Raw genomic sequence first — 26,670 nt, 5'->3', positions numbered from 1 at the left:
AATATCTGCTGATTTTGCGGATGTTTTGCTAACTTAATGGGTTGTGGAAGGTGAAGGAAGAGATGCACGTAGAAGAGCATGTGAAGTTATGGAATCTAGCCACCATTAAAATATGGGATGTGCGTCACGTCGTAGTGGGCGCTGACGAATCAATCTATGCCTACCGATTTCCGGTTAGCGGTTTTATATACACCGTAAGAGGCAATGCAACGATTAAGCTGGATGACACGATGTACGTGATTGATCAGATGCAAGTCTTGCATGGAGGCAAAGGGGTATGGATGAATATCTCCCTGAACGAGGATTCATTTGAATTTTATTTGATATTTTATCGGGCTAATTTGTCGTTATCCAATACTCGTGAGAATCAAGCTCTGCTCAGGCAACATGTCCCGTTTCATCTGCAATATGCTTTCGCCCCAGGCTATCCCATGGACTTATATGATAAAGTCCAAAGAATAGAGCAACATTGGGAACGGACGGATGTGTTCTCGAAATTTCAGGTAAAGACGTTATTTTATCAATTTATTAATGAATTAATGAGGCAGTTAAGTGCACAAGGGATTGAGACTGCCAAGCCCGATCTGGTAGCTCAAGCCGTTCGTTATCTTCAAGAGAACTACATGTTGCCCGTTATGGTCGATCCGCTCGCAGAACTTCTGGATTGCAGTGCAGGGCATCTGTCGAGAACGTTCAAGAAAGAGACAGGCAGCAGTCTGATTACCTATTTAACTCGGATACGGATGTACAAAGCCAAGGAGCTGCTGTTGCACACAGATGCATCTCTTCAGAAGATTGCCGAGGCAATCGGCATTCCGGATGTGATCTATTTTAATCGTTTATTTAAAAAGCATGTTGGCCTTTCACCAGGTCGGTTCAAACAAAAATGTATCGCCCTGCCAACCGGTCAGAATAATGCTATCAAAGAATCAGAATTGTCCATTGTCAGTCCTATGCATCGCGGTTATGATCCTATTGATGATAATTATTATCAATACAAACCCAAAGGAGAATCACTTACATCTATGAGATCGAGAAAACCCGTTGCATTGCTTTTGATGCTCAGTCTTACATTATTAATATCAGCCTGTTCCCCTTCTCAGGGCAGTTCAGCAACAAGCAGTAATGGAACAAGCGGTAACAATGCTCCAACTACCGAAGTCGCGCAATCCACTGAATCAGCAGTACAGGAGCGTGTTGTTAAACATCCCTGGGGAGAAACGGTCATCAAAGGTGATCCTGAGCATATTATTTCGTTGTTCCCGGCTGCAACTGACTATTTGTTAGCACTCGGTATTGTACCCCAGGCAGCATCCAGTAATGAGGAGGGGAGTGATCAGTTTCCTACCTACCTGTCCGATCAACTACAAGGAAAAGAAAATCTGGGCTGGCAGGTTGATCCCAACTACGAAAGCATATTGGCGGCAGAGCCAGACCTGATTATCGGTCAGGATTTCATGAGTGATGCCTATGACAGCCTCAGCAAAATTGCGCCTACCTTGCTGGCAGAGAAGCTGCAGGATGAGCAAGGTATTATTCGTATGAAGACAAGCCTGTTACATATGGGAGATATGTTAGGGAAGACGGATCAGGCCAAACAGGTCATTGAAGAATACGAAAAGAAGGCTGCAGAAGCCCGTGAGAAAATCAAGCAATCCATCGGAGACGAGACCGTGATGTTCCTGCGTTTATCCGACAAAGAAGTGCGTTATTACAGTAAAAGAAACTATGAGGTTCTGTACGACGATCTAGGCCTGACACCTCCTGTATCCATACCTGACCCGACAGATTCAATGAAAGTAATCTCCATGGAGTCGTTACCATCGATTAATCCGGATCATATTTTCCTGTTGTCATCAGACGAGAATGAAACGACAGAATTGCAAAAAACAGCAGTGTGGAAAAGCCTGAATGCTGTTAAAAACAACAATGTCTACATCGTTGACTACGGTTTGTGGTTCCAAGGTCCGGGAGGACCCATTGGACAGAGCAAGATTATAGAAGAAGCGGTGAGTTTCCTTACCCAATAAGAAAACAAGACAGGAGGATCCCCTTTTGGAAACGTCTGTAATGGAAAAGATTATTCGTGAACGAAGAACCATTCGTCAGTTCAACGGCAAACCGCTGGCGAAAGAAATGATCATGCACTTGCTGGAAGCGGCCGTGTGGGCACCTGTTCATTCCCGCAAAGAGCCATGGCGCTTCATATTATTTGTAGAGGAAGGTCGGAAGCAATTTGCTGATGCAGTGCTACATACGTTTTCCAAAGATGAGCGGGAGCGTTGGACAGAGAAGCTGCAAAAAGACTACTGTGAGTCTATCCAAGCCCATCTGCTGGTTGTAATTGAGGCTGATCCGAGACAACGGGTATGGGAAGATGCTGTGGGTGCTAGTGCTGCCCTTATTCAAAATATTCAACTCCTGGCATGGGAGCAGGAGATCGGCGTAGTGTGGAAGACGAATGAATATAATTTTGACCCTGATTTCTACGCCAAGACAGGTGTAAAAGCAGGGGAGAGAATCATTGGCACACTTCATCTGGGGTATTTTGATACAAACAAGGTTCCAAAACCTCGTCCTCGCACACCCGTAGAAGAATTGATGACCTTTGTCTCCACGGCAATAGCAGAAGTACAGTAGTAAGACATTGAGGAGTTCAAACTGTTTCTGATTAATGTTATCTCACACTGCCTGCCAAATCATGAACGAAGTGAAATACAAATTCGGCGGTCAATAAATGGATGGTTGAGGCCATTTAGGTGGTGGTCAATCGTTGTAAAAGGTCGTATATTATTACTATGTCGATTGTGGGATTGAATATGGACCACATCGCAATATGATAAACGATTTTACATAGAAGGACGGGAAAAAATGGACTTTAAACCGCTTGCTTCATTTATCGACCGCATTACATCCTGGCGTATACCGTGGGCAGAGGTGCTGGTGATGCATCGAAATGATACCGTTTTCCATTATCGTAATGGATACGCCAATCTGGAAGAGAAAACACCTATCGGTGATGGAGCGATCTTCAATCTATACTCCATGACCAAAATCATGACTTGCGTGGCAGGGCTGCAACTGGTGGAGAAAGGGGAAATGCTGTTAAGCGATCCCTTGTCTGATTATCTACCAGAGTACGCTGAGATGACGGTGAAAAAAACGATGGCGAACGGGGAGATCCGACTGGAAAAGGCGACAAGAGCCATTACAGTACGTGATTTGTTCACCATGACTGCCGGGTTCTCGTATAACGTTGATTGTCCAAGCATCCAAGAAGCTGTAAAAAGCACCGATGGAACATTGCCAACACGCGACTTCGCGAGAGCGCTTGCGAAAGAACCGTTGTTATTTGAACCAGGGACACACTGGAATTACAGCATGTGCCATGATGTGCTGGGAGCCTTGGTGGAAGTGGTAAGTGGCAAACGCTTTGGTACCTATCTGCGGGACGAAATCACCGGACCCCTTGGCATGAACGATACAGCATTCAATCTGAACGATGAGCAGCAGAAGCGCCTGATTCCACAGTATGCTTACAACGATGAGCTTGAAAAGGCTGTACGTATGGATGGTAATGGATTCCGAGTAGGTACGGAGCTGGAAAGCGGCGGTGCAGGATTATTGTCAACCGTTAGCGATTATGCACGTTTTCTGAACGCGCTTACTGGGCATGGTACGAGTCCCGAAGGCGTGCGCATTCTGTCACAAGCTTCAGTGGAACTGATGCGAACGGACCACCTGAACGAGATGACTCGTGCTGATTATTCGTGGGATCATATGTATGGATACGGCTATGGATTGGGTGTTCGCACACATATCTCCAAAGCAGGAAGCGGCTCACTGAGTCCAATTGGCGAATTTGGATGGAGCGGCGCTGCTGGCTGTATGGCTATTATTGATCCGGATTCAGAGCTTACAGTCATGTATGCACAGCACCTGCTGAATAGTCAGGAACCATACGTTCAACGACGCTTACGTAATGTGGTTTACTCCTGTCTATAAATCATATCGTATTCGAAGTTACTTGAAGAGCCGCTAAATAGCGGCTTTTTATGTTATATGATTCGAAATCTATTAATTAGATTGTTATTTCTTTATTGGAAAGGGTATGTTATCATTCTTAGGAAAATAGTACTAGCAGGAGGATATGCTTATTGAATATAAACCTATATTAATTACATAGTTTGATCAAAAGTACACTCTAGCAAGATCTATTAAAATGTTGAGATTATGCACGATTCAAAATTAGAAATGAGCTTTTAGATGTTTATTTTTTTATTCAAAGGAGAGTCATCAATGATACACCCTAAGCACCAATCAAAATGGGCTTCTCTGGCCCTACTAACCTTAATCGGCTATGTTCTGAGCGCATTGCTTCTGTTACCACCCAATGCTGCTGCCAAAGGAGAGCAAATCTCCGCCAAACAGCTCGAAAGTATGAGCCGGCTTTCATTTACGCTTCGTGATGCCAAACAAACGGCTTACACCGTTTATATTTTCGCTTATGATGAACAGAAGAGAACACTGACCGAAGAAAATGGTTGGACCAACAATAAAAAAGGCGATAAGAGCTATTCAGGTACGTATCGTGCGGCCTTGCTGAAAAAAGGTGCAGCATACGGAACTGTTCAGGCAGCAAAACTGGATCTGAATACGATTATTTTGCCTCAAACCTGGAACTTTGTTGTGAAAAGCAAAGAGGCTAGTACACCAGACATGCTGATGATCACCGATTGGGGAACTTCTAATTTCAATGAGGTGAAAACGTATATTGTTCGTTCCGGGGAATTGCGCCGTGTAACATATGTCGATAATAAGGGAAAAAAAATCGACGATTCCTACTCTGCAAGCAGAGATGATGGAATCCGTACTCTTTCAGGTGCCCGAGTGCAGTTCAAAAATTACAACAACCTTCAATTTGTCTATGGAGTTGATACGTTTAAGCTGAATGTGAACAAATTGGTATTGCAGTTGGAAGATACACGTAACCTCCGTTCAGATGCTTGGCCGAACTCGGGTGTTGGCGATCGCGCTTACCTGAAAAGCCTAAAGGAAGCCGCTTTAAAGGGTGTATTGCCAGGTCGGACGGACATCAAGATTGGCATGACGCTTCAAAATGCGCAAAAAAAGTTGGGGAAACCAAATTCTCGTTCAAACGGGGAATGGGGAGCGTACTATTTTTATTCTAAATTCGGCGTCGGATTTGATTCATACATGCACGAGCTTACCAATAAATCACGTATTGCCGTTTTTGATTTGTACAATGAAAAGCAGAATCTTTCACCACGGAATGTGAAAATATGGATGGGAAAACCTTCCTCAGAATATTACAATGAAGTCGTGGTTGGTTATGAGATGGTATACCAATTGGGTAATCACGCCATTGTATTCACTTATGAGGAAGAAGAGGACTTGATTGATTTTACGAGTATATATTAAGGTATAACATCGTAAAAACAAAAAGTATATCGTATTGGTATGTACAAAAAAAGCCGCTAATTAGCGGCTTTTTTTGTTATCTATGAAATTGGGACGCGTAGTCTATTTTATTGGAGTGTTATTAGAGGTTTGCACAGAACGTACACGATTGACTAAATAAATGCCAACGGATACAAACAGCAATGCGGCCAGATTTTTCAGTTCCAAGATCGTTTCCCCGAGGAATAACGCTGATAACAATGCGCCAAACACAGGAATTAGGAAGTTGTATACAGACACTCTTCCGACCTTGTTATACTTGAGAAGCATATTCCATAGACAAAATGCGACGGAGGACAGCAAAGCCAGGTAGATCAAGTTACTGGTGGATTCCAGGGTGAAATGGGTGACTCGACCGCCGAGTGATAGACCTAACAGCGTAAGCACCAGTCCCCCGACGAATAAGCTGACACCTGTTATGATCAGAACATCGATGGTGGCGGTGAGACGTTTTGCGTAAAGGGCTGTAACGGAAAAAACAAGTGCCGCTATAATAACGAAGCCTTCGCCTGTGAATGAAAAGGAAAAAGCAAGCAGATCCGTATGGAAGTTTACGATAATGACGCCAACGAATCCGAGCAAGCAGCCAACGATTTTATTTCTGCTTAATTTGTCGTTCTTATAGATGAAATGGGCCAGAACAACACTGAAAAAGGTTGTCGTTGCATTCATAATGGAGCCTTTGACACCCGTTGTATTGGCTACGCCAACGTAGAAAAACATATATTGCAAACCGGTTTGCAATATACCTAACATGATAAGGCTTGTCCACTGAGGCCGGGACAATTGAAGCTTCTCTTTTCTAACGATACGAGACAGGAGCAATAGCAGCAAGCCCGCCAGTGTGAATCGATATCCAGCAAATACATATTTGGAAGCAATGTCTTCCGGCAGAATGTTAAATGCGATATATCCAAGTTTGATGGACGGGTACGCACTTCCCCATAACAAACAACAAAGGCTCGCTATGAGCATGACAAAAATGGGATCACTAAATTTACTCGGTTTTTGATTTTCAAGGGTATTTCTCTCTATCACTCTCAATCTTCTCCTCGCATTTCATGCACATATGTATGTACGAATCTACTATCCTCACTGACCATATCACATATCGCTAATATTTGTAATGATAATTAACTCCTTAATATAGCTGAGAAGACTGAATAAGACGGGAAGAAGCCAGGTTACAGATGAATTTCAATGTACTTTCATGTTTACTTGGAGAAATTTCCAGAATGAAAACGCTTGTCAAATCGAAAATAATATGATAATTTAATGTCTGTAACCGGTTACACATAGAGGAGAGCAACTTATGAAAACAATTAAAGACGTAGCTCAACTGGCTGGCGTATCTGTTGCCACCGTGTCCAGAGTCATTAATGATAGAGGTTATGTTCATGCCGACACACGCAAGAAAGTGGAAGATGCTGTGAAGGCGCTTAATTTTTCGCCAAATGAAGTGGCCCGCTCATTATATAAACGCAAGTCCAAACTGATTGGCCTGTTGTTGCCGGATATTGCCAACCCTTACTTCCCGCAGTTGGCCCGCGGCGTAGAGGACCGGATGCAAGAGCAGGATTATAGACTGATATTTGGAAATAGTGATGAGGATGAACGGAAGGAGCAGGATTACATCCAGACGTTTATCCAGAACAACGTGGTCGGTGTGATCTCTTCAACGAACTACCCTCATTCTTCAATATATGAAAACCTGAAGATTCCCGTTGTGTTTCTGGACAGAACATCACTCGATCGTCCATCCGTGTATGCGGACGGCAGGGAAGGTGGAAGACTAGCTGCAAGGGAGATAATCAAACGCGGCAGTCGCCGGATCACAGTTATGCAGGGACCGTCACAGATCAGACCCGCTCAAGATCGCTTTGAAGGAGCGATTGAAATCATCCGTGATGCTGGGTTAGACTACCGGGTGATCCAGACGACCTCATTTTCAATTAACGAGGCAGGTGTATGGGCTGAAGAATTATTCAGGAAGTATGCGGACACAGACGGGGTCATTGCCAGCAATGACATTGCAGCCATGGCAGTACTGCATGAGGCAGCACGAGTTGGAAGAAAAGTTCCCGATGACGTACAAGTGATCGGTTTCGATGATATTCCAATGAGCAGCCTGTTGTCGCCGGCGCTGTCGACTATCCATCAGCCAGCATACCAGATGGGAAGAGAAGCGGCGGGATTACTTATCCAGCTTGTGGAACAAGCTGCAGTAGAGAACAAAAACATACAGTTACCCGTAAGTTTCATCGAACGGGGCACTACGAGAAGGGTGAAATCAGATGGCTAAAATATGTGTAATAGGAAGCAGTTCAATGGATCTGGTTGTTACTTCGTCAAGACGGCCGGGGGCGGGTGAAACCGTTCTTGGCGACAGCTTCAAAACGGTTCCAGGTGGCAAAGGAGCCAATCAGGCTGTTGCCGCTGCACGACTGGGTGCCGAGGTTGCGATGATCGGCCGGGTAGGCGACGATGCTTTTGGCAAAGATATTGTAGAGAACTTTAGAGCAAATGCTGTAAATACGCAAAATGTGAAACCGGTTACACATTTAGAAAGTGGAACGGCTCATATCATTCTGGCGGAAGGTGATAATAGTATCGTAGTGGTTGAAGCGGCGAATCGTGAAGTCACTCCTGCATATGTCGATGAAGCAGCTGAAGTGATCCGCGGTGCAGATATCGTATTAATTCAGCAGGAAATTCCGGAGGAAACGGTTGTGCATGTGAGTGCATTGTGTGCAGAATTTGGAACACCCCTGCTGCTTAATCCCGCTCCGGCGAGAACATTACCGCAACAAGTGATCGACAATGCCGCATATATCACGCCGAACGAGCATGAAGCTGAGATTTTGTTTCAGGGCATGAGTCCGGCACAGGCATTACGTCAGTATCCAAACAAGTTGTTCATCACGGAGGGCAGTAAAGGTGTACGTTACTTTGATGGCACTGAGGAAATTCTAGTCCCAACTTATAAAGTTGAGGCTGTTGATACTACTGGGGCAGGGGATACGTTCAACGCCGCATTTGCAGTTGCTTTGGCTGAAGGAAAAGCGTTGCAAGAGAGTATACGCTTCGCCAATCGGGCTGCATCGTTGTCCGTCACCAAGTTCGGAGCGCAGGGCGGCATGCCGACGCGTGATGAAGTAGAGGAGAGCTTGTAATGAAAAGAAATGGCATGTTAAATAGTCACATCTCCAAGATTCTGTCTGATCTGGGCCATACGGACTTGATTGTGATTGCGGATGCAGGTCTGCCAGTACCGGACGGGGTGCTCAAAATAGATCTGGCCCTCAAACTGGGAACACCAAGTTTTCGCGAAGTGGTAGAAGCGATTGCAGAAGATATGGTCATTGAGAAAGTCATTGTGGCTGAAGAGATTCGCGAAGGCAATCCCGTAGCCATGCAATTCATCAAGGAGAAATTCGGGGAAGAAGCAATCGATGCTTCCGTCAGCCACGAACAATTCAAAGCATTAACACGGCAAGTGAAAGCTGTTATCCGCACAGGTGAAGCCACACCCTATGGCAATTGCATTTTACAATCGGGAGTCCATTTCGGTTAAAAGGAGGTTGCGTAATGCACATTCAGATGCAAGACATTCACAAAGCGTTTGGCACCAACCAGGTGCTGAGCGGAGTGGATTTTGAATTAAAAGATGGTGAAGTTCATGCCTTAATGGGGGAGAATGGAGCCGGTAAATCCACACTGATGAACATTCTGATTGGTCTCCATGAGCGAGATCAGGGAACCATCACGATAGACGGAGAAGAAAACTATTTTGCAAGTCCGAAGGAAGCCGAGAAACTAGGTATCACCTTTATCCATCAGGAGCTGAATGTATGGCCTGAAATGACGGTGCTGGATAATCTATTTATTGGTAAGGAAATGACATCATCCATCGGGTTGCTTAATACAAGACAAATGAGAGCGCTTGCCAAAGAACAGTTTGCCAAGCTTTCCGTAGACATACCACTGGAACGTCCTGCGGGAGAATGCTCTGTCGGGCAGCAGCAGATGATTGAAATCGCCAAAGCACTTATGACAGATGCCAAGGTTATCATTATGGACGAGCCAACAGCGGCACTCACGGAGCGCGAGATACAGAAACTGTTTGGTGTAATCAGCTCACTGAAGAAGGACGGAGTATCCATCGTGTATATTTCTCACCGCATGGAGGAGATATTCACGATCTGTGACCGGATTACCATTATGCGTGACGGCAGAACGGTAGACACTCAGCCAATTCCACAGACAAGCTTTGATGAAGTGGTGCGGAAAATGGTAGGTCGTGAACTTACAGAGCGTTATCCTGTCCGGAATCCTTCTTATGGTGAAGTTGTTCTGGAAGTAAGGAATGCAAGCAGTAAAGGGTTGTTCGAGAATATTAACTTCACTGTGAGAGCGGGAGAAATACTTGGTTTCTCAGGACTTATGGGTTCTGGACGAACCGAGATTATGCGAACAATCTTCGGTTTGGATACGTTGGATAGCGGTGAAATCTTCATCCGCGGCAAAAAAGCGAACATTCGTAAACCGGCAGATGCAGTGAAACATGGAATCGGGTTTATTACAGAAGACCGCAAGGATGAAGGGCTGGTATTAGACTTCTCTATTCGCGAGAATATGGCGTTGACGAATCTGTTCAGTTTCTCAAACAAAGGTTTCATCTCAACTTCGAAAGAACAAGACTTCGTAGATACATTGATCAAACGTCTACAGATCAAAACACAATCCTCCGAGACGGCGGCAAGGAATCTATCGGGGGGTAACCAGCAGAAGGTGGTTATCGCGAAATGGGTTGGGATCGGACCAAGCGTGCTTATCCTGGATGAACCTACCCGCGGAGTGGATGTCGGGGCGAAGCGCGAAATCTATGAATTGATGAATGAACTGACTGACCGCGGCGTTGCAATCATCATGGTATCGTCGGAGCTACCTGAAGTGCTTGGCATGAGTGACCGGATCGCGGTTGTGCATGAGGGACACATCAGTGGCGAGGTTGCAAGGGAAGTAGCAACACAAGAACACATTATGACATTGGCCACAGGGGGACAGTGATATGACAACAATGCAGGAAAACAAAACGGCTAAAAGCGGCTTCCGTTTCTCAAACGTGATACAAAAATTGGGACCGCTGCTTGGCTTAATCATTCTTATTCTCATCGTATCGGTGTTGAATCCAAGTTTCTTGGAACCGCTTAATATCTTGAATTTATTGCGTCAAGTCTCGATTAATGCGCTGATTGCCTTCGGTATGACGTTTGTGATCCTAACGGGTGGAATTGATCTGTCGGTCGGCTCAATCCTGGCTTTATCCAGTGCTTTTGTAGCAAATATGATGTTGTCTGGCCTCGATCCGATCTTGTCCATCATTATCGGTGTAGCACTCGGTGGTGTCATGGGTATGGTGAACGGACTGATGATTACCAAAGGTAAAATGGCTCCGTTTATCGCCACACTCGCTACCATGACGATATTCAGAGGACTGACATTGGTGTACACAAATGGTAACCCAATTACAGGCCTCGGGGATAACCTGCTGTTCCAATTGTTCGGCCGCGGTTACCTGCTGGGTATTCCGGTACCTGCAATCACGATGCTGATTACCTTCATGATTCTATGGATTGTTTTGCATAAAACAGCTTTTGGCCGTAAAACGTACGCCATCGGTGGTAATGAGAAAGCTTCCATTATCTCGGGTATCAAAGTTAATCGCGTGAAAATTATGATCTACTCCCTGACAGGTATGCTCGCTGCTCTGGCAGGTGCAATTCTGACATCGCGTTTGAATTCAGCGCAACCAACGGCAGGTACATCCTACGAGCTGGATGCAATTGCAGCAGTTGTATTGGGTGGTACAAGTCTGGCTGGAGGACGTGGACGCATCGTTGGTACATTGATCGGTGTTCTGATTATCGGCGTATTGAATAATGGATTGAACTTGCTTGAAGTAAACTCATTTTATCAAATGGTTGTAAAAGGTATCGTCATTGCCATTGCCGTCCTGCTGGACCGCAAGAAAACAGCATAAGGAGAGAAGCGAATATGAAAAAGTGGACTGTAACACTCATAAGTATGCTGATGATCATCGTTCTGGCCGGGTGCTCTCTGGAGCCACCGGAATGGGCGAAACCTGACCCAAACAAAAGTAACGGACAGAAGAAAATAGGTTTGTCGATATCTACACTAAACAATCCATTCTTTGTATCACTGAAGGACGGGGTAATGGCTGAAGCCAAAAAACAGGGAATACAGGTCATCGTGGTGGATGCGCAGAACGATTCGGCCAAACAAACCAATGATGTGGATGATCTCATTCAGCAAGGCGTTAGTGCACTTTTGATTAACCCCGCGGACTCTGCAGCGATCTCCACAGCGGTTCAATCCGCGAATAGTGTTGGCATTCCCGTGATCACGCTGGATCGCTCCGCAGATAAAGGCGAAGTGGCGGCACTAGTGGCATCTGATAACGTTAAAGGTGGACGCATGGCAGCTGAATATTTTGTGGAACAACTGGGTGAGGGAGCAAAAGTCATTGAACTTGAGGGTGTACCTGGCGCTTCCGCAACAAGAGAACGGGGTAAAGGTTTCCATGAAGTGGCTGACAAGCAACTCGATGTGGTTTCCAAACAATCTGCTGATTTTGATCGGTCCAAAGGATTAAATGTCATGGAGAATCTGCTTCAGGGTAATCCTGACGTGCAGGCCGTATTTGCCCATAATGACGAGATGGCACTGGGTGCGATTGAAGCGATTCAAAGCTCAGGTAAAGACATTCCGGTCATCGGATTCGATGGCAATGATGATGCAATCAAATCCATTCAGGATGGGAAATTGACAGCAACAGTCGCTCAGCAGCCTATACTGATTGGTCAACTGGCGCTGCAAGCAGCTCTGGATGTGCTCAGTGGCAAGCAGGTGGAGCCATCGATTCCGGCTGAATTGAAGCTGGTAACCAAGGAAAATGTGAACGAGTAAATCATCATGTAACATGTATCTTTTTGGACATGAACATAGGACTAAAACTAAACCAAGCCGCTAAATTAGCGGCTTTTTTCATTTTAGAAGAAGCGTGTGGGCATCACATCAATCAGATTATTAACTTTTAAAAGCATATTAAAGGTGCCCCAATTGAATTAATATCCACTTTTATAACTTTGGATTGCTCAAAAAGAGCTTTTTTGGATATGTATATCCAATCCATGGGTTGCTATACTAGCATGACGTTCTACACAATCTTCACAATACATAGGAGGAGCTAATCTCAATTATTCATTCCTGTTTGGAATAGAAAGAAGGTAGCTGACATGAAACATCTAGTAGGAGAAAATCTCCAAACTGTAAGACAGCAAATGGCACTGGCCTGCCAGGCTTCCGGTCGCAACTTAGAGGAAATTCAGTTGTTGCTCGCGACCAAAACGGTATCGCTTGAGAAACTAGAGGTAGCGATTCAAGCAGGTGAGGTTCTGTTCGGAGAAAACAAAGCTCAGGAACTTCGGGACAAATTTCCACTTATGCAGCAACACGAACAGGTGGAATGGCATTTTATCGGACATCTGCAAACGAATAAAGTAAAAGACGTTATTAAATATGTTACGCTCATCCATTCCGTAGATCGTCTGAAACTGGGTCAGGCGTTACATAACCAGCTTGTCAAAGAGAATAAGACCTTAGACATTCTTGTGCAAATTAATACGTCCTACGAAGAAAGTAAATTTGGCGCATCTCCAGAAACAGCCGTTGAGCTTGTAGAACAGTTGTCTCAATTCGAGACATTAAATGTGAAAGGTTTAATGACCATTGGAAAACTGAATGCGACGAACGAAGAAACACGACATTGTTTTCGATTGTTAAACCAGATCCGTACACAGATTAAAGAGAAAAATATTCCACGCGTAGAAATGGATATTTTATCGATGGGTATGTCTGGTGACTTCCAAGTCGCCATAGAAGAAGGAGCTACAATGATCCGGGTAGGGACAAGTGTATTTGGTCAACGCTACTTACCGGACGAGTATTACTGGAATGAAAACACACGCATCGATGATTAAGTGAGAGGTAGTGTTAAATATGAAGACAGCATCCCCTTCGTTACGTGGCCGTGATTTGATATCGCCTATGATCGCCGCTTTAATATCCGTAATTGTGAATTACGGGGGTACGTTTATTCTTGTTTTTCAAGCTGCAAAAGTGGCTGGTTTAAGCCCGGAAATGACCGCTTCCTGGATTTGGTCCATCTCGATTGGGGTAGGAGTGACAGGAATTTGGCTCAGTTATCGGTACAAGGAACCGATTATTACAGCCTGGTCTACACCGGGTGTGGCGTTTCTCGTTTCAGCATTAGCGGTAACCCCTTATCCAGAAGCTATTGGCGCTTACATGATTTCAGCAGTCGGATTTATTATTTTAGGTTTGTCAGGCATGTTTGAACGTTTCGTTCGACTTATTCCCCCAGGCATCGCTTCCGGATTGTTAGCTGGCATTTTACTACAGTTTGGTATTTCGGCCTTTGGAGGGGCGAAGGTAGATCCTTTGCTTGTGATTGTACTGTTTGCAGGCTATATCGTACTAAGAAGATTTACTTCCCGTTACGCCATTGTTGGCATATTGGCAATAGGTTTGATTTATTTGATATGTATGGGGAAAACAGACTTCAGTACGATCCAATTGGCTGTAGCATCGCCTGTATTTGTTGTTCCAGCATTTTCGTTAAATGCTTTACTTGGCGTTGCGTTACCGCTGTTCATTATTACCTTGACAGGGCAGTATATGCCCGGAATGCTTGTTCTGCGTAATGATGGATTCAAGACAAGTGCCAATCCTATTTTAGCTGTAACAGGTTTGGGTTCGCTTCTTGCAGCCCCATTCGGATCACATGCTTTTAATGTGGCAGCTATTACAGCAGCGATTTGTACAGGGAAAGATGCACATGAGGATTCAACGAAGCGGTATATTGCAGGTATTGCTTGTGGTGTTTTTTATATTTTTGTCGGCATTTTTGGCGTAACATTGGCTGCTCTGTTTTTGATTCTTCCTGCTACTTTTATTGCAACATTAGCGGGATTGGCCTTACTTGGAACCATCGGTGGCAGTCTTGCCAATGCATTAACGGACCCAAAGGGACGTGAAACTGCATTGATTACGTTTTTGGCGACAGCAGCGAATGTGACTTTGCTTGGTGTGGGTGGTGCATTTTGGGGACTGTTTGCAGGAATGATGGCACATCTACTGATGAATAGTAAATTCCCCAAAAAACAATTTGGAACGAATAAATAACCGTAATATTGAGAGGAAGATGTTCATGAAACATTTGGAGAAGCAAGACAAAGTAATAGGAATGGCTGTCCAGCAAGAGCTTGGAAGGCAGCAGGATACGATAGAACTGATTGCATCAGAGAATTTTGTAAGTCAAGCTGTGATGGAAGCAACAGGTTCGGTATTGACCAATAAATATGCGGAGGGGTATCCGGGCAGAAGGTATTATGGCGGATGTGAGCATGTCGATACAGTCGAAGAGATAGCAAATAGTCGCCTTAAAGCACTTTTTGGCGCTGAACATGCGAATGTGCAGCCTCACTCCGGTTCTCAGGCTAACATGGCAGTATATTTTGCCTCGGTTGAGATTGGGGACACAATACTTGGCATGAATCTATCCCAAGGTGGTCATCTAACACACGGAAGTACTGTTAATTTTTCAGGTAGGTTTTACAATTTTGTTCCATATGGTGTCGATGCACAGACGGGCCGCATTGACTTTGACGAAGTACGTAAACTTGCTTATAAGTATCGTCCACGCATGATTGTTGCAGGTGGAAGTGCATACCCGCGGACCATTGAGTTTGAATTATTTGCCCAGATTGCCGCCGAAGTGGGAGCTCTTTTCTTTGTAGATATGGCACATATAGCCGGAATAGTCGCAGCGGGTTTACATCCTAATCCGGTACCGCATGCCCATTTTGTCTCAACCACCACGCACAAGACTTTGCGAGGTCCACGAGGGGGAGCCATTTTGTGCCGGGAATCGTGGGCACAAGCGATCGACAAAGCTGTATTCCCGGGGACTCAGGGCGGGCCATTCATGCACGTTATCGCGGGGAAAGCGGTGGCATTAGGTGAGGCATTGCAATCCGAGTTCACAACATATATTGAAGGTGTTCTGAATAACGCCAACGTATTGGCAGAAACTTTAATGAATGAAGGGCTCACCCTTGTATCGGGTGGAACAGATAATCATATTGTGTTGGTTGACTTACGAACTATGGGCCTTACAGGCAAAGAAGCCGAAGCTTTACTGGATGGAGTAGGGATTACGGCGAATAAAAATGCAATCCCTCACGATACGGCAAGTCCTTTGATTACAAGCGGTATTCGTTTTGGAACTCCGGCTATGACTTCAAGAGGGCTTGGAGCCAGGGAAATGAAAGAAATTGCTCAGCTGATAGGGCTTGCTTTCAAAAATCCAAAGAGTTCGAAGGTGAAAAATCAGATATTAGGCAGTGTCCGCGAAATCACTTCGCAATTCCCTCTATATGAAGGACTTAAATAGCTCAACAGCAGACACAAATAGAGCCTGCAATTGTTCCTAATGGATAACAGTTGCAGGCTCGTAAATTGCCTGTTTATATTGAAACTTACTTTTTTGAACGAAGAGATATACCTTAATTGAGATTTAGGAGACACCCTAGTAGGCTATGCCTACACGTGACTGTACATACTCATCAGACATTAATTGTTGATAAGCAAACTCTGCCGTATCGATTACAGATATTGAAGTTCCACCGTCAGGCAAGTAGTCGCGCTCAACCCGGTACTTACCGAGGGATTCTCCATCAAATAAGTAGGTAGGACACACGATGGTCCATTCTAACTTTGAAGCTTTGAGAATGTTGTACATCTCCAGATGCTCTTCAGCTGCTCGCGTGGACTTACGTTTGGACTCAGGGGATTGAAAACGAAACAAGCCAGGATCCGTTCGACTTTCCAATATTCCTGCTGTACCAATGGTAATGATTCTTTTGATACGCTCCTGAGCCATAGCCTCAACAATATGTCCCATGGATTGCGATAATGTAGTCGTTCCATCGGTACTTAAGGAACTAACAACGAGATCAACACCCTGTATGGCGTGATGAATATCCTCTTTGACTAAAGCGTTTCCTTGATGCAGAACGAAATTGTCATCGCTGATTTGTAGCTTTTCCGGGCTTCTAACCAGTGCAGTTACATGATGATTGGAACGTAGGGCATTAGAGACGAAATGACTTCCAACCCGTCCGGTGGCTCCCAACACTAAAATTTTCATTACAAAAAACATCCTTTCGAATCCGATTGGAGAGCATGTTCTCCATCATAATACAATCTTTGCAAGCCGGCGTATGCCGTCCTCAATCTGCTCCTCATCCACTTTCGCAAAACCTAATATCCATCCTTTTCGATGACTCTCCAAGCAATACCTACTAAGTGGATACACGCGTACACCTTGATCAAGGGCGGCATTCGTCAGCGCTTCTTCGTCAAATGACGTTTCAGATTCCAGAAGCATATGTAATCCCGTCTCCACACCACTTAATGTAAATCGTGAGCCTAGCCCTGAAGCAACAATGGCTTTGGTCATGACTTCGTGTCTACGTCGATATATGTTCCGAACTCTTCTCATATGGCGCATAAAATGACCACGCTCAATAAAATGAGTTAGCGTTAATTGTTCCATAATCGGCAGATGACGATAGGTTAATTCATGAACTTGGGTAAGGCGATTGATGGCTATTTTGGGACCGATGATAGCGGATAGTCGAATGCCTGGTGCAGCCATTTTGGAAAAACTCATCATATAAAGCGTATTCTGAGGTTGTTGACTAAATATAGTTGGAAGTGGATCTCCACGGTACCTGAATTCGCTATCGTAGTCATCCTCAACAATCCAATATCGATGATGAGCTGCCAAGTGCATCAATTGTTGCCTGCGTGGCTCCGACATAATAACGCCAACGGCGCATTGATGAGAAGGTGTGACAAATACAAGTTTCGTCTGTGGGTGAATATGATCTACACTTAATCCATACTCATCGACTGGAATGGGATCGACTTGCATCCGGCGGTATTTCATCGCCATCCAAGCGGCAGGGAAGCCGGGATCTTCTACGGAAACTCTGTCTCCCTCACTTAAGAGTGCCTGGGCAATTAAATCAATGCTATGTTGAGCACCTGAGGTTAACAAGATTTGATCAACATCGATATGAATGCCTCGTTCAAGTGACAAATAACGCTGAATCTGTTCTCTTAACGCCAGTAATCCTCTGGCATCGCCATAAGCCCATATATCCAGATTAGGTTCAGTGGAAGCTTGTAAAAAGGATTGCCTCCAGGCTTTTGTGAAACTTTCATCCAGATAAGGCTCGTGGGGATTAAAATCGATTTCTATTTTGCGATTGTCTCTATTGCCAAACCAACTATGCAGATGACCAATCGATTTGTTTAGTGTAGGCAGTTCGGGCGGAATAGGTCCTTGCATCGTGACGTCTTCTGATGAACGAGGTGCATAAGTCCAATCACTAACCCTAGTCCCGGCTCGTCGGGAGGTTACCGTATACCCTCGGCTGAATAATTCCTCGTACACAATCTGTATGGTTGAGCGTGAAACACCAATTAATTGAGCAAGTTCGCGTGAGGGGAGTAGCAATTCGCCTGGTTGCCATTTCCCGGTTGTAATATTATGAATCGCTTGATCCAGAAGTTGCTGCCAGATCGGGCGTTGGTCATTCCGATTAACTTTTAGCATTGCTTCAACTCCATTACTCATGCTGAATTATGGATTGCATTTATTTATGTACTTAGCCATGTTATTGGCACTCCATTGATTGATATACCATTATAGCAAAAGTTTAATTTGTAAACAAAACAAAAGCTGGACTAAAGCGATTTATACCGTGTGTCCAACCTATTTGGGTTGATCCTGCTTGGTTCATACTCGATTCATATTCAAGCCACAGACAGTTCATCTTCTTCGGTTACACTACGGGAGTACTAACACAGAGATTCCTAATCCATAGACTAGACAGGAGAAGATGAGATTGACACGAAAGAAACGAACAACGATTGCCGCCATAACCTTGGTGTTTGCGATGATGTCCCCAATGTCGGCCATGGCCACACCCGCTATCAGTAAAGGTAGTAGCCCTACGTATGATCTAACTAAAAAGGCAGTAAGTGCAAAGGTCAAGGTACTCACTGAATCATACGCTACGACAAGTGTGCAGTACGCACTGATGGAGAATGGTGAGATTGTGATCACCGGTCAGGCAGGCAAAAATGACCTGAAAAACAACATCCCGCTTTCTTCAGATACCATGTATGGCATTGGTTCAACCAGCAAAATGATGCTCACAACCGCCGTTATGAAGCTTGTTGACCAAGGCAAGATTGATCTCGATGAGCCTGTCGTGAAGTATATTCCGGACTTTACAATGAAAGACAAGCGTTACCAACAAATTACACCACGCATGTTACTGAATCATTCATCCGGACTTCTCGGAACATCAAGTAACAGTGCAATATTGTTTGGAGATAATGATACCTATGCACATGATACGTTACTGGAACAATTGGGAACGCAACATCTGAAGGCCGATCCTGGCGCATACTCGGTGTATAGTAATGATGGTTTTACATTAGCTGAAATTCTGGTTGAGCGCGTCAGCGGCATGAGTTTCACCACTTTCATGCACCGTTACATAACGGAACCACTTGGGATGGATCATACTAAAACACCGCAGGATATTGTGGACCTTAGCCAGATGGCAGCAACATATTCCCCGTCACAAGAGGAGAAACTTCCATTAGAGACTACAAATATGATTGCCTCAGGAGGCATCTATTCCACCGCTGAAGATCTGGTTCAGTTCTCGAAAATCTTTACAGGTGAGGTTGAAGGTGTTCTTTCGAAGGAATCCGTAGAGGCCATGGAACAGGAAGAATACAAGAGAGGCATGTGGCCGGAAGAAGGGGATTCATCCATTGGTTATGGCCTGGGCTGGGACAGTGTGAACCTGTTTCCTTTTAATGATTACGGCATCCAGGCAGTAAGCAAAGGTGGCAATACAATCACCTATCATTCCTCATTGATTGTACTTCCGGAGTATAATATGGCTGCTGCCGTAACCTCTTCGGGTGGTCACAGCTCAACGGATCAATTGCTGGCAACTGAACTGTTGCTTGGTGCGCTTGAGGAAAAGAATATTATTCCAGAGCGTAAGCCGGAGAAGACACATGATGCACCGGTGAAAACAACCATGCCGAAGGAACTGACACAGCATACGGGTACGTATGGCAGTGGTGCAAACATGTTAATGAACTTGACCGTGAAGGATGGCGGACAAATGACGATATCTTATCTGTCGTCTCCTAACAGAACTAATCAGACATATACTTACAGTGCTGATGGCTCATTCATTAATGATGAGGGTACGGAAAAGCTCAAATTCGTTCAGGAAGTCAACGGAAACACATACTTGTGGTCTCGCTCGTATCAGTCTGTTCCCGGACTTGGACAAGTTGCTTCTTCGGAATATAAGGCAGAAAAGCTTGAAACTAATGAATTGTCTGCAGAAGTAAAGGCCGCATGGCAGAAACGGGAAGGCAAAGCGTACGTGTTGGTCAATGAAAAATACACATCAACTTTGTACAATGTAGCCATGCCGATCATTCCCATTCATACTTTTAATGAGCTGCCTGGTTATATCTACACCAATAAAATCACTGGGGCTAACCAAGCCGTAAACCAATTGCAAATTCCTGGATTAGCCGGACGTGACACGATGGAGTTCAATTTCTATGAGGAAAATGGCGTGGAATACGTTACAGCTGGAGGCAATGTCTACGCTGCTCAAGAAATCATAAAACCGATCTATGCGGGAAGACAATCGAAGACAACAATTCAAGCAAATGGTCATGCTACATGGTTTGCGATTCCGGCATCTGTCGCCGGTAAAGAAATGGCGGTCAAGATGTCTGCAAACAGCGCATTTGCTGTATACAACCAAGCGGGCGTAGGCATTAATCATACAGTGGTCAGTGGACAAAACGAAATTGTATTGCCTGAGAACGGAACCATTGTGTTCGCGGGTGAAGCTGGTTCGAAGTTCGAGATTGTATTGACAACCAGAGCAAATTAATAGATGATAAAAAAACTGTACAACAAAAAGTCGCGGAAATCGCGGCTTTTTTGAGTTTTAAATTTTAAATAATACGTTTTAAAGTAAATGCACTTTTTTCAGATTCGCGATGTAATATTGGGTTTCGTAAAGCTTACCTAAAGGGTAAGTATGAAGAGGGCTTTTACTGGTTGGAAAAAATGATGGAGGAAAATGTTGCAAGTGGAAAGGCAAAGCATTGATTGTTAATATACAGTAAATAATAACAATCAAATATGTAGAAGATCGACAAAAAGTTTAATAGCAATACCGATTCCAAAGAAAATAATGATTATTCGGACAACACCGAGACGGGGAGGACACATGAAAACAACGAAGATTTCATTTTTTATACTTTCACTGATGCTGCTCCTGGTGAGCGGTCTATCAGGGTGGGCGGGGGAAGCCGCTGCAACATCCAATTCCAGTAAGACCTATGTTATTGGAACTGATGTCACATTTGCTCCATTCGAATATGAAGATGAGAATGGTGATTTTGTTGGTATCGATATGGACTTACTGGATGCCATCGCTAAAGATCAAAATTTTAAGTATCAAATCAAAGCTCTGGGTTTCAATGCAGCTGTACAGGCACTTGAAGCCAATCAGGTTGATGGTGTCATTGCAGGGATGAGTATTACGGATGAAAGAAAAGCAAAATTTGATTTTTCAGAGCCATATTATGATTCAGGCGTTGTTATGGGGATTAGTTCCAATAATGATACCATTAAAAGTTACGAAGATCTTCGTGGACAAAAGGTCGCTGTAAAAACGGGAACAGAAGGGTACAGCTTTGCTGAGTCCATCGCCTCAAAATATGGCTTTACCGTTGTCCCATTCGATGAATCATATCAAATGTATGATGATGTAAAGACCGGTAATTCGGTGGCCTGTTTTGAAGATGAACCCGTTCTAAGGTATGGGGTAAAGCAGAATAATGGTTTAAAAATCGTTACCGCCAAAGAAGACGGGGCTTCCTACGGATTTGCGGTAAGTAAGGGTAAAAATCAGGAACTTCTGGAGATGTTCAATGCTGGTCTTGTGAATATTAAAGCTAACGGTGAGTACAAGCGCATTATCGAAGAATATGTTGGAGAGAATGCCCAAGTCGCAAATCTGGGGCGTTGGGAGTTAATCCAGAAATCTCTTCCTGCACTTTTTAAAGGTCTGGGAAAAACACTTTTATACACGATTGTGTCCCTGTTCTTCGCGTTTATCATCGGTCTGATTTTCGGATTTATGAAAGTGGGACAGAATAAATTCCTTCGTGGTGTTGCCACCGTATTTGTGGATATCTTCCGCGGTATTCCGTTGATTGTCCTGGCATTCTTTATCTATTTCGGGATTCCACAGGCGATGGGTTTCACAATGCCATTGTTCTTGGCGGCTATTCTGACACTTAGTCTGAATGCAGGGGCGTACGTAACCGAAATTATCCGAGGCGGGATTCAATCGATTGATCGTGGTCAGATGGAAGCTGCCCGTTCATTGGGACTTCCTTATCGCAAAGCAATGATTAAGATTGTCATTCCGCAAGCAGTGCGTGTTATGATTCCGTCCTTCATTAACCAGATGGTTATCACGCTGAAGGATACGTCCATCTTATCCGTTATTGGTCTCGTAGAGCTGACACAATCGGGTAAAATTGTAATTGCAAGAACGTTCTCCTCTTTTGACATTTGGTTAACGGTTGCTGTTATGTATCTGATTGTTATCATCACACTGACCAAAATTGCTGATTATCTGGAGGTGAAGGTTCGTCGTGGCTAAAATTAAAGTTGAAGGTTTGAAAAAAAGTTTTGGCACAAATCAGGTTCTTAAGGGAATTGATGTGGCTGTCAGCGAAGGTGAAGTGGTCTGTGTCATCGGGCCTTCCGGTTCAGGAAAAAGTACTTTCTTGCGCTGCATCAACCAATTGGAAGATATCACAGCTGGTCGAGTTATCGTGGATGATCAGGATCTCAATGATCCTAAAACCAACATTAATAAAGCACGTGAAAATATCGGCATGGTGTTTCAACATTTTAACTTATTCCCTCATTTTAACGTCTTGAAAAATATAACGTTTGCGCCAAGAGAATTAGGGGTTTTAAACGCAGAAGAGGCTCGAAAAACAGGTCTTAGCCTACTCGATCGTGTCGGGTTGTCTGATAAAGCGGATAGTTTCCCCAGTCAACTCTCGGGCGGACAAAAACAACGTGTAGCTATCGCTCGTGCGCTTGCTATGAATCCGGACGTTATGTTATTTGATGAACCAACTTCGGCGCTCGACCCTGAGATGGTAGGAGAAGTCCTTGGTGTTATGAAGGACCTCGCGAGCGAAGGCATGACGATGATGATCGTTACCCATGAGATGGGTTTTGCCCGTGAAGTAGCTGATCGTGTGATCTTCATGGACGGTGGTTATATCGTCGAGCAGGGCACTCCTGAAGAGATATTTGGAAATCCGAAGAATGAACGGACGATCAGCTTTTTGGAGAAGGTACTCTAGCACTGAATCGAGAGTGAACACATTGAAAGTCGCTATTTAAGCGGCTTTTTTTGTTATATTTATGAGGTGATTTAATAGAACCACCGATTATAACTAAGCCAAGAAAGTGAGGTCTATACTCCATGGAAAATGTGTCACAGGAAGACAAACTGGAATCCATCAAAGCCTTTCAATCAACCATCCGCAAATCGGAGAATGCTTTAGTGAATATGACTCAGAAAAGTACTAACACAACATTGCTACAGAAACGTCTCCAAGCTTTTTACATTGGTCTAGCACTGTTGGATAAACAGTGGAATCAAAAAGCTCATTCATACACCAAGGAAGATATAGCAGAAGCCCGACTTGTCTTAATTGGATTGTTTCCATCCCTTGAGAGCATGTATGCCAAGGCCAAAGAAGGTAGCCCTCATAAGACTCTTCTTGAAAGAAGGATTAAAGCATTTCATCTGGCCGTTCAAGCCATGGATACATATAGACTATCGAATGGAAACTGAATGTAATCCATTCTAGCGATGAACATGAAATGAGAGAGAGGTCTGTCTAATGAACGACGGACCTCTCTTTTTCTTTTGCAAGCTTAGGAAAAGCGATAAAGACGCACACCATGTGATGGCACAGTCGTAACTAAGGAATTCTCTGTAAATTCAGCTGCTTCTCCGCTCCACAACTCCGTACCTTCGGTAATGCCGGACAGTCCGACCTTATCAAAAGACAGATCCACGGGAAGAGATTTCTCTCCTGTGTTAAATACAGCGACGTAAGAGGAACCATCCGCATGCTGGGCAGTCCAAACAATAAGATCGTCTTTGCGTAAGGCTTCTTTGGCTCCATAACTCTCGCGATGCATTCGCAGAACCTCACGATTGGTTAACAGGGATAGTGTCCAGTCATCGTTATCTCGCAGTTCACCACCAAAAATGAGCGGGGAACGGAAGATGCTCCACAGTGACATCATCGTCAACTGCTCGTCAGGTGTGAACCGAGTCCAGCGATCTGCTCCACCACCGTCTACAGAACGGATACCGATATGACCCAAAGGCAACATATCACAGTCTGGCCAGCAGCCTGCTTGGGGAACGCCCTGCCACGTCCGGCAGCGGTCGAACATATCCAATAACAGCGGCCAAAGGTCCCAGAAATCGTCCGTGACACGCCACATGTTGGCATGATCAGCCAAGAATTCTGAGTATTCTACTGGAGCAGGGCCAGGAGAGAGACTTAGTACCATGGGCCGACCGGAGCGCTCAATCGCTTTGGATATCATTTCGATCTCAGGCTGATGGGTATCGTAGAGCCTGGAAGCAGCAATATCGTCTACTTTCACCAAGTCAACGCCCCATTGTGCATACAGTTCAAACAGCGAATCGTAATAGGCCTGCGCGCCTTCTTTTGAGCTATCGACACCGTACATATCTGTGTTCCATGGACAGATGGAGTTTGGATGAGCAATGTCGCGCGCAGTGGAGGTTGAACCCAGGATCGGAGTAGCCGCATGTGCAGCTTGACGTGGAATACCACGCATGATGTGAATCCCGAATTGCAGTCCAAGACTATGAACGTAGTCGGCTAACGGCTTAAATCCTTGTCCACCTGCAGCGGAGGGAAACCGATTCTCAGCAGGCATAAGTCGTGAATATTCATCCATGATTAGTGGAACGAACGGACGATATTGCGAAGAATTGGCCAAAGGTTCGTACCACTGAATGTCAACTGTAATATAGCTCCAGCCAAATGCTTTAAGATGTTCTGCCATGTACTCGGCGTTGCCACGAATTTCGTCTTCCGTAACGGCAGCGCCGTAACAATCCCAGCTGTTCCAGCCAAGCGGTGGAGTTGATGCTGCAAGCGTATGATTCATGGGAATACTCCTTTACTGATTAATTATTGCTCTCGCTAAATTCATCATAATAAAGGATTTTATTAATATCTACAGTAATGTTGAGTGTGGAATAGCATAATATTGCGGTTAGTCAAAGAACAATTTACGGTATACAAGGCTTTCACCCCCACTACGAAATTCGCCTGGTGTAACCCCTGTTATACTGCGAAAAGCTTTGATAAAATAACTTCCACTGGAATAGCCAACGTATTCGGCGATGACTTCAACACTATGAGTAGTTCCGCGCAACAATTCCATTGCTTTCTCTGTGCGTACACGGGTCAGATAAACACCTGGGGTCAAGCCCGTACTGGAGGAAAAACGACGTATAAAATGATATTTGGAAAGGGAAACATACTCGGCAAGGTGATCTATACTGATCATCTTGGCGTAGTTGTTTTCTATGTATTCAACGGCTATTTGAATGTTTTCAGACCAATTCTCCCTGTTGCGTAATGTTGTTTTCTGTAAGCGGGTCAATTCTGTCATGAACTGATATACGCTGGATGATGCGATCAGAGGATCAGTGATCCTGCCTGCCGCTGCATCAGTCACGATCATCCGCAACAGTCGGATCGGTGTGCAATCAGCGGGTAAATAGGGAACTTCTCCAGCTTCCCGAAGGAATTTTCGCCAATGGGGCAGAATAAGAGTTGGCCTGAACAGCAAGAATAGAAACTCCCAAGGCTCTTTTGATGTTGAATGGTAGTAATAGCGATGTTCTCCCGGAATTTCTGCCAAAAAAGCTTGTCCTGCGGTAATATGATGAATGCGATTATTCGACTCAAATACACCTTCACCCGAAATGGTATATTGGAATAACAGGAGAGGCCCGTCTGAACGTTCGAGTCCATCCCAATGATAAGCCGGATCGGTTACTGAATCACTTCCAGCCGCATAGAGTACGCACAGTTGGAGCTCCTTGTCTTCGGCGAATCGAAACCCATACGTTCCTCTAGGGATATTCATGTCAGCTCTCCTTGTTGCCCTGAATTTTATTGCGCTCCGCGAATGAAAATTTCTACTAGCTTTTGGCCCAATGAAAGATTGGAACCATATTTATGCAGGTTATCTTCCCGATTACCCATTAACATCAATGTCGAGAAGGTCTCTGCAAGGAAAATTGGATCGTCCGTTCGCAGTCTGTTTTCATCCATTGCCCGTTGGAAATGGGAGGCTAACACTTCGTGAATCAGATGCTCCGCGTTGCGTATATCCTGAATTTGAGCTGGTTCAAGAAAAGGTTCAGCTTCTCTCAGCATGGTTTCAATCTCCGCATGTGGATTAGCCAGTCTGGCCTCTGCCAAACGCACAAGTCCCGACTCCAGATTCTCGGCTTGATCAAGGATATGCGAGGTTAACCGGCTCACATTTTGTAACATCGTTGTAAAGGCAACCTTAAAAAGCTCTGGTTTGCTGGTGAAATGATAATAAATGGTTGGTTTTGACACGTTACATGTTTTACCAATTTGCTGAAGTGTGACTGTTTCGTAGCCGTACTCCATGAATAGCTTTGAAGCTGTATGAATAATCGTTTGCTGAACTGAGATATCGTCATCGCCATGTTTGGGTCTTCCAGGCAAACGTTTGTGTGATTTTTCTGTCATTGGACTTCC

23 protein-coding genes are annotated in these 26,670 nt (G+C 44.6%); 17 read left to right on the top strand and 6 right to left on the bottom strand.

Translation table 11 applies throughout. The annotated features are described in order from the left end of the window. Positions 1-80: 80 nt before the first annotated feature. The 4 genes from IFU39_RS05880 (at position 81) to IFU39_RS05865 (ending at position 5,442) form a co-directional block, all read left to right on the top strand. Positions 81-2,030, top strand: a complete 1,950-nt coding sequence (locus tag IFU39_RS05880) for an AraC family transcriptional regulator (RefSeq protein WP_342345629.1) — start codon at positions 81-83, stop codon at positions 2,028-2,030. A gap of 25 nt (positions 2,031-2,055) precedes the next feature. Then, positions 2,056-2,640 (top strand): nitroreductase family protein, encoded by a 585-nt coding sequence (locus tag IFU39_RS05875; RefSeq protein ID WP_105598691.1) that lies wholly within the window; start codon positions 2,056-2,058, stop codon positions 2,638-2,640. A 231-nt stretch (positions 2,641-2,871) separates the two neighbouring features. Next, positions 2,872-4,005 carry a serine hydrolase domain-containing protein gene (locus tag IFU39_RS05870; RefSeq protein WP_105598692.1) on the top strand — a complete coding sequence of 378 codons (1,134 nt, stop codon included), beginning with the start codon at positions 2,872-2,874 and terminating at the stop codon, positions 4,003-4,005. Between the two features lie 294 nt (positions 4,006-4,299). Then, positions 4,300-5,442, top strand: a complete 1,143-nt coding sequence (locus IFU39_RS05865; protein WP_181155404.1) for a DUF4309 domain-containing protein — start codon at positions 4,300-4,302, stop codon at positions 5,440-5,442. Between the two features lie 102 nt (positions 5,443-5,544). On the opposite strand, the gene IFU39_RS05860 is transcribed toward IFU39_RS05865, so the two are convergent. Further along, a complete protein-coding gene (locus IFU39_RS05860) occupies positions 5,545-6,519 on the bottom strand; it encodes an EamA family transporter (protein WP_192131655.1) in 975 nt (324 codons plus the stop codon). Between the two features lie 274 nt (positions 6,520-6,793). On the opposite strand from IFU39_RS05860, the gene IFU39_RS05855 reads away from it, so the two are divergent. The 9 genes from IFU39_RS05855 (at position 6,794) to IFU39_RS05815 (ending at position 16,039) form a co-directional block, all read left to right on the top strand. Continuing rightward, a complete protein-coding gene (locus IFU39_RS05855; RefSeq protein ID WP_192131652.1) occupies positions 6,794-7,783 on the top strand; it encodes a LacI family DNA-binding transcriptional regulator in 990 nt (329 codons plus the stop codon). Beyond that, positions 7,776-8,654, top strand: a complete 879-nt coding sequence (gene rbsK, locus IFU39_RS05850; protein WP_091016337.1) for a ribokinase — start codon at positions 7,776-7,778, stop codon at positions 8,652-8,654. Before IFU39_RS05855 ends, rbsK begins: the two co-directional genes overlap by 8 nt. Then, positions 8,654-9,055: a D-ribose pyranase gene (gene rbsD / locus IFU39_RS05845; protein ID WP_192131650.1), complete on the top strand. Its 402-nt coding sequence runs from the start codon at positions 8,654-8,656 to the stop codon at positions 9,053-9,055. Before rbsK ends, rbsD begins: the two co-directional genes overlap by 1 nt. Positions 9,056-9,069: 14 nt before the next feature. Next, a complete protein-coding gene (locus tag IFU39_RS05840) occupies positions 9,070-10,551 on the top strand; it encodes a sugar ABC transporter ATP-binding protein (protein ID WP_192131648.1) in 1,482 nt (493 codons plus the stop codon). Between the two features lie 10 nt (positions 10,552-10,561). Then, positions 10,562-11,524 carry an ABC transporter permease subunit gene (locus IFU39_RS05835; protein ID WP_370511443.1) on the top strand — a complete coding sequence of 321 codons (963 nt, stop codon included), beginning with the start codon at positions 10,562-10,564 and terminating at the stop codon, positions 11,522-11,524. Between the two features lie 14 nt (positions 11,525-11,538). Then, entirely contained in the window at positions 11,539-12,471 is a 933-nt protein-coding gene (rbsB, locus tag IFU39_RS05830; protein WP_192131646.1) for a ribose ABC transporter substrate-binding protein RbsB, read from the top strand. 329 nt (positions 12,472-12,800) lie between these two features. Continuing rightward, on the top strand, positions 12,801-13,544 hold the full coding sequence (locus IFU39_RS05825) for a YggS family pyridoxal phosphate-dependent enzyme (RefSeq protein WP_192131644.1): 744 nt from the start codon (positions 12,801-12,803) through the stop codon (positions 13,542-13,544). A 19-nt stretch (positions 13,545-13,563) separates the two neighbouring features. Then, positions 13,564-14,769 (top strand): benzoate/H(+) symporter BenE family transporter, encoded by a 1,206-nt coding sequence (locus IFU39_RS05820; protein WP_181155406.1) that lies wholly within the window; start codon positions 13,564-13,566, stop codon positions 14,767-14,769. Positions 14,770-14,794: 25 nt separating this feature from the next. Then, positions 14,795-16,039 (top strand): serine hydroxymethyltransferase, encoded by a 1,245-nt coding sequence (locus tag IFU39_RS05815; RefSeq protein WP_192131642.1) that lies wholly within the window; start codon positions 14,795-14,797, stop codon positions 16,037-16,039. 135 nt (positions 16,040-16,174) lie between these two features. Here IFU39_RS05815 and IFU39_RS05810 read toward each other — a convergent pair whose 3' ends face one another. Together IFU39_RS05810 and pdxR are read right to left on the bottom strand one after the other, a co-directional pair. After that, entirely contained in the window at positions 16,175-16,795 is a 621-nt protein-coding gene (locus IFU39_RS05810) for an NAD(P)-dependent oxidoreductase (protein WP_192131640.1), read from the bottom strand. 45 nt (positions 16,796-16,840) lie between these two features. Continuing rightward, positions 16,841-18,271 (bottom strand): MocR-like pyridoxine biosynthesis transcription factor PdxR, encoded by a 1,431-nt coding sequence (gene pdxR / locus IFU39_RS05805; protein ID WP_192131638.1) that lies wholly within the window; start codon positions 18,269-18,271, stop codon positions 16,841-16,843. A 286-nt stretch (positions 18,272-18,557) separates the two neighbouring features. Between pdxR and IFU39_RS05800 the strand changes: the two genes are divergently transcribed. From IFU39_RS05800 to IFU39_RS05785, 4 genes are all read left to right on the top strand, one after another. Next, a complete protein-coding gene (locus IFU39_RS05800; protein ID WP_192131636.1) occupies positions 18,558-20,663 on the top strand; it encodes a serine hydrolase domain-containing protein in 2,106 nt (701 codons plus the stop codon). A gap of 342 nt (positions 20,664-21,005) precedes the next feature. Then, entirely contained in the window at positions 21,006-22,451 is a 1,446-nt protein-coding gene (locus tag IFU39_RS05795) for an amino acid ABC transporter substrate-binding protein/permease (protein ID WP_192131634.1), read from the top strand. Further along, positions 22,444-23,172, top strand: coding sequence for an amino acid ABC transporter ATP-binding protein (locus IFU39_RS05790; protein ID WP_105598703.1), 729 nt, complete (start codon positions 22,444-22,446; stop codon positions 23,170-23,172). The genes IFU39_RS05795 and IFU39_RS05790 overlap by 8 nt, the downstream gene beginning before the upstream one ends. A gap of 122 nt (positions 23,173-23,294) precedes the next feature. Continuing rightward, entirely contained in the window at positions 23,295-23,669 is a 375-nt protein-coding gene (locus IFU39_RS05785; protein WP_192131632.1) for a hypothetical protein, read from the top strand. An 83-nt stretch (positions 23,670-23,752) separates the two neighbouring features. Here the strand turns inward: IFU39_RS05785 and IFU39_RS05780 are convergent, their stop codons facing one another. The 3 genes from IFU39_RS05780 to IFU39_RS05770 form a co-directional block, all read right to left on the bottom strand. Beyond that, positions 23,753-25,033: a glycoside hydrolase family 27 protein gene (locus IFU39_RS05780; RefSeq protein WP_192131630.1), complete on the bottom strand. Its 1,281-nt coding sequence runs from the start codon at positions 25,031-25,033 to the stop codon at positions 23,753-23,755. Positions 25,034-25,141: 108 nt separating this feature from the next. After that, positions 25,142-26,023, bottom strand: a complete 882-nt coding sequence (locus tag IFU39_RS05775; protein WP_192131628.1) for an AraC family transcriptional regulator — start codon at positions 26,021-26,023, stop codon at positions 25,142-25,144. 26 nt (positions 26,024-26,049) lie between these two features. Then, a complete protein-coding gene (locus tag IFU39_RS05770) occupies positions 26,050-26,661 on the bottom strand; it encodes a TetR/AcrR family transcriptional regulator (protein WP_192131626.1) in 612 nt (203 codons plus the stop codon). Positions 26,662-26,670 lie beyond the last annotated feature (9 nt).

The sequence above is a fragment of the Paenibacillus sp. CFBP 13594 genome (genome assembly GCF_014842675.1).
GTDB classification, from domain to species: Bacteria; Bacillota; Bacilli; order Paenibacillales; family Paenibacillaceae; genus Paenibacillus; species Paenibacillus amylolyticus_B.
The sequence above is the reverse complement of the archived record's forward strand: the minus strand, read 5'-3'. Positions and strand labels throughout refer to the sequence as shown.

Excerpts from the sequence above, each read along its gene's own strand:
- IFU39_RS05870 (WP_105598692.1), top strand. The coding sequence starts at position 2,872 with ATGGACTTTAAACCGCTTGCTTCATTTATCGACCGCATTACATCCTGG.
- IFU39_RS05865 (WP_181155404.1), top strand. The coding sequence starts at position 4,300 with ATGATACACCCTAAGCACCAATCAAAATGGGCTTCTCTGGCCCTACTA.
- IFU39_RS05855 (WP_192131652.1), top strand. The coding sequence starts at position 6,794 with ATGAAAACAATTAAAGACGTAGCTCAACTGGCTGGCGTATCTGTTGCC.
- rbsK (WP_091016337.1), top strand. The coding sequence starts at position 7,776 with ATGGCTAAAATATGTGTAATAGGAAGCAGTTCAATGGATCTGGTTGTT.
- rbsD (WP_192131650.1), top strand. The coding sequence starts at position 8,654 with ATGAAAAGAAATGGCATGTTAAATAGTCACATCTCCAAGATTCTGTCT.
- IFU39_RS05840 (WP_192131648.1), top strand. The coding sequence starts at position 9,070 with ATGCACATTCAGATGCAAGACATTCACAAAGCGTTTGGCACCAACCAG.
- IFU39_RS05835 (WP_370511443.1), top strand. The coding sequence starts at position 10,562 with ATGCAGGAAAACAAAACGGCTAAAAGCGGCTTCCGTTTCTCAAACGTG.
- rbsB (WP_192131646.1), top strand. The coding sequence starts at position 11,539 with ATGAAAAAGTGGACTGTAACACTCATAAGTATGCTGATGATCATCGTT.
- IFU39_RS05825 (WP_192131644.1), top strand. The coding sequence starts at position 12,801 with ATGAAACATCTAGTAGGAGAAAATCTCCAAACTGTAAGACAGCAAATG.
- IFU39_RS05820 (WP_181155406.1), top strand. The coding sequence starts at position 13,564 with ATGAAGACAGCATCCCCTTCGTTACGTGGCCGTGATTTGATATCGCCT.
- IFU39_RS05815 (WP_192131642.1), top strand. The coding sequence starts at position 14,795 with ATGAAACATTTGGAGAAGCAAGACAAAGTAATAGGAATGGCTGTCCAG.
- IFU39_RS05810 (WP_192131640.1), bottom strand. The coding sequence starts at position 16,795 with ATGAAAATTTTAGTGTTGGGAGCCACCGGACGGGTTGGAAGTCATTTC.
- pdxR (WP_192131638.1), bottom strand. The coding sequence starts at position 18,271 with ATGCTAAAAGTTAATCGGAATGACCAACGCCCGATCTGGCAGCAACTT.
- IFU39_RS05800 (WP_192131636.1), top strand. The coding sequence starts at position 18,558 with ATGAGATTGACACGAAAGAAACGAACAACGATTGCCGCCATAACCTTG.
- IFU39_RS05795 (WP_192131634.1), top strand. The coding sequence starts at position 21,006 with ATGAAAACAACGAAGATTTCATTTTTTATACTTTCACTGATGCTGCTC.
- IFU39_RS05785 (WP_192131632.1), top strand. The coding sequence starts at position 23,295 with ATGGAAAATGTGTCACAGGAAGACAAACTGGAATCCATCAAAGCCTTT.
- IFU39_RS05780 (WP_192131630.1), bottom strand. The coding sequence starts at position 25,033 with ATGAATCATACGCTTGCAGCATCAACTCCACCGCTTGGCTGGAACAGC.
- IFU39_RS05775 (WP_192131628.1), bottom strand. The coding sequence starts at position 26,023 with ATGAATATCCCTAGAGGAACGTATGGGTTTCGATTCGCCGAAGACAAG.
- IFU39_RS05770 (WP_192131626.1), bottom strand. The coding sequence starts at position 26,661 with ATGACAGAAAAATCACACAAACGTTTGCCTGGAAGACCCAAACATGGC.